Source organism: Micromonospora sicca, assembly GCF_003172935.1.
Taxonomy (GTDB): domain Bacteria; phylum Actinomycetota; class Actinomycetes; order Mycobacteriales; family Micromonosporaceae; genus Micromonospora; species Micromonospora sicca.
This window is the reverse complement of the sequence record NZ_QGKS01000528.1, coordinates 1-2,582: the sequence shown is the minus strand read 5'-3', so window position 1 is coordinate 2,582 and position 2,582 is coordinate 1. Positions and strand designations below refer to the sequence as shown.

Annotated in this window: 3 protein-coding genes; 2 read left to right on the top strand and 1 reads right to left on the bottom strand. The window is 70.5% G+C overall.

Going from position 1 to position 2,582, the window contains the following annotated elements; all coding sequences use genetic code 11:
* Positions 1-155: 155 nt before the first annotated feature.
* Entirely contained in the window at positions 156-1,577 is a 1,422-nt protein-coding gene (locus DKT69_RS37210; RefSeq protein ID WP_109806031.1) for an OFA family MFS transporter, read from the top strand.
* Positions 1,574-1,696, top strand: a complete 123-nt coding sequence (locus tag DKT69_RS40810; protein WP_255420269.1) for an MFS transporter small subunit — start codon at positions 1,574-1,576, stop codon at positions 1,694-1,696. Before DKT69_RS37210 ends, DKT69_RS40810 begins: the two co-directional genes overlap by 4 nt.
* Before the next feature lie 49 nt (positions 1,697-1,745).
* On the opposite strand, the gene DKT69_RS37205 is transcribed toward DKT69_RS40810, so the two are convergent.
* A complete protein-coding gene (locus DKT69_RS37205) occupies positions 1,746-2,474 on the bottom strand; it encodes an SDR family oxidoreductase (RefSeq protein WP_109806030.1) in 729 nt (242 codons plus the stop codon).
* Between the last annotated feature and the right edge of the window lie 108 nt (positions 2,475-2,582).

Genomic DNA, 2,582 nt, shown 5'->3' with positions numbered 1-2,582 from the left:
GCGTGACGGCGGGGCGACGTGGGGTGAGTCGGGCGCGAGGCGGGTGACCGTTCGGCTCAGGGTTTCGACCGTCGGGCGCGTGGCGGGTTTCGCCGCGGCGTGCGGTGGGGGCATGAAACGGGGAGGGTTCTCGCCATCTTCGGAGAGGAAGCAGCATGCTTTCCGCACTCGATCGTCGGCACACCGTCGCGCCGCCGGGGTACAGCCGTTGGCTGATTCCACCGGCGGCGTTGGCGATTCATCTCTGCATCGGGCAGGTCTACGCGACCAGCGTGTACAAGAACTCTTTGATCGCGCACTTCGACGCGAGTCAGACGGCGATCGGGGTGATCTTCAGCATCGCGATCGTGATGCTGGGGTTGTCGGCCGCGGTGGCGGGCACGTGGGTGGAGGCGAACGGGCCGCGGAAGGCGATGTTCGTCTCGGCGTGCTTCTGGGCGGCCGGCTTCGGGGTCGGCGCGCTGGGCATCGCGACGAAGCAGTTGTGGCTGCTGTACCTGGGGTACGGGTTGCTCGGTGGCATCGGTCTCGGGATCGGCTACATCTCCCCCGTCTCCACGTTGATCAAGTGGTTCCCGGACCGGCCGGGTCTGGCGACCGGTCTGGCGATCATGGGGTTCGGTGGTGGGGCGATGGTGGCCTCTCCCCTGTCTCGTCAGCTGCTGTCGTTCTACGACCCGGGCTACGACCCGGCGAACGCGGGTTCGACGGCGTCGGGCGGCGCGCTGGTGTGGTTGTTCGTGACGTTGGGCGTCGGCTACTTCCTGATCATGATGTTCGGGGTGTTCAACGTGCGGGTGCCGGCGCCCGACTGGCGGCCGGCGGGTTTCGATCCGGCGCAGGTGGCGGCGAAGCCGCTGGTGACCACGGCGAACGTGTCGGCGGCGAACGCCGTGAGGACGCGGTCGTTCTGGCTGCTGTGGGTGGTGCTGTTCTGCAACGTGACCGCGGGCATCGGGATCCTGGAGCAGGCCAGCCCGATGATCCAGGACTTCTTCCGGGACAACGGGACGTCGGCGGTCTCGGTGGCGGCGGCGGGTGGCTTCGTGGGCTTGTTGTCGCTGTTCAACATGGCCGGCCGGTTCGTGTGGTCGTCGACGTCGGACCTGATCGGGCGTAGGCCGATCTACCTGGTGTATCTGGGCGTGGGCATGGTGTTGTACGTGCTGCTGGCGGTGGTCGGGCACGCGGCGACGGCGTTGTTCGTGCTGTTGGCGTGCGTGATCCTGTCGTTCTATGGCGGTGGGTTCGCCACGGTGCCGGCGTACCTGCGGGACCTGTTCGGCACGTTCGAGGTGGGGGCGATCCACGGGCGGCTGTTGACGGCATGGTCGGCGGCGGGGGTGGCCGGGCCGCTGATCGTCAACGCGTTCCTCGACGCGCAGGGCAAGCCGGGGACGTTGACCGCGGCGGCGTACCGGCCGGCGCTGTTCACGATGGTCGGGGTGCTGGCGGTGGGGTTCATCGCCAACCTGTTGATCCGGCCGGTGCCGGAGCGGTTCCACGAGGCCGCGTCGGGCCACGGCGGGGATGAGGGTACGCAGCCGGTGGCGGCGGAGAGGAGCGGCACGCGATGAACGAGGTCGGTCACGGGCAGCGGGTCCGGTTGTGGATCTCCTGGTTGGTGGTGTCGGTGCTGCTCGGTTACGGGGTGGTGCAGACGGTGATCACGGCGGCGAAGCTGTTCACGAGCTAGCTGTGGCGGTGGTGTGGACGGCTCGGGGTGCTCCCCCGGGCCGTCCGCGTCACAGGCCGCCGGCGACCCGCAGGACGGCGCCGGTGGTGTAGGAGGCGTCGGGGCCGAGGAGCCAGGTGATGGCGGCGGCGACCTCGTCGGGTTCGCCGGCGCGCCCCAGCGGGATGCGTCCGGCGGCGCTGTCGGGCCGGTCGGGTACGCCGGACAGGGCGTGGATGTCGGTGCGGATGATGCCGGGTGCGACGGCGTTGACGCGGATGCCGTGCGGGGCGAGCTCCTTGGCCAGGCCGAGGGTAAGGGTGTCGGTGGCGGCCTTGACGGCGGCGTAGTGGATGTATTCGCCGGGGCTGCCGAGGGTGGCGGCGGCGGAGGAGACGTTGACGATGGCGCCGCCGTGGGTCATCCGGCGGGCGGCCTGTTGGGCGCAGAGGACGTACCCGATGAGGTTGACGTCGACGACCTGGCGCAGGTCGTCCGGGCGCAGCTCGGTGAAGGGGCCGATCGGGCTGGTGATGCCGGCGTTGTTGACCAGGCCGGTGACGGGTCCGAGGTCGGCGGCGGCGTCGAAGAGGCGCTGGACCTGGTCGGGGTCGGTGGTGTCGGCGGCGACGACGAGGCCGCGGCGGCCGGCGGCGTGGATGTCGTCCAGGACGGCTTTCGCGGCGGTGTGGTCGCGGCGGTAGCCGATGGCGATGTCGTGGCCGGCCGCGGCGAGGCGGCGGGCGGTGGCCGCGCCGATGCCGCGGCTGCCGCCGGTGACGATGGTGACGGACGCCAATGCCCTCTCCCCTGCCTTGGTGGTGCGGGTGACGTTACCGTGACCGGCACGGTGCGGTGGTGGAGAGGACGATCACACATGACGCGGGCGTTGGGGCTGGGCGGTGGC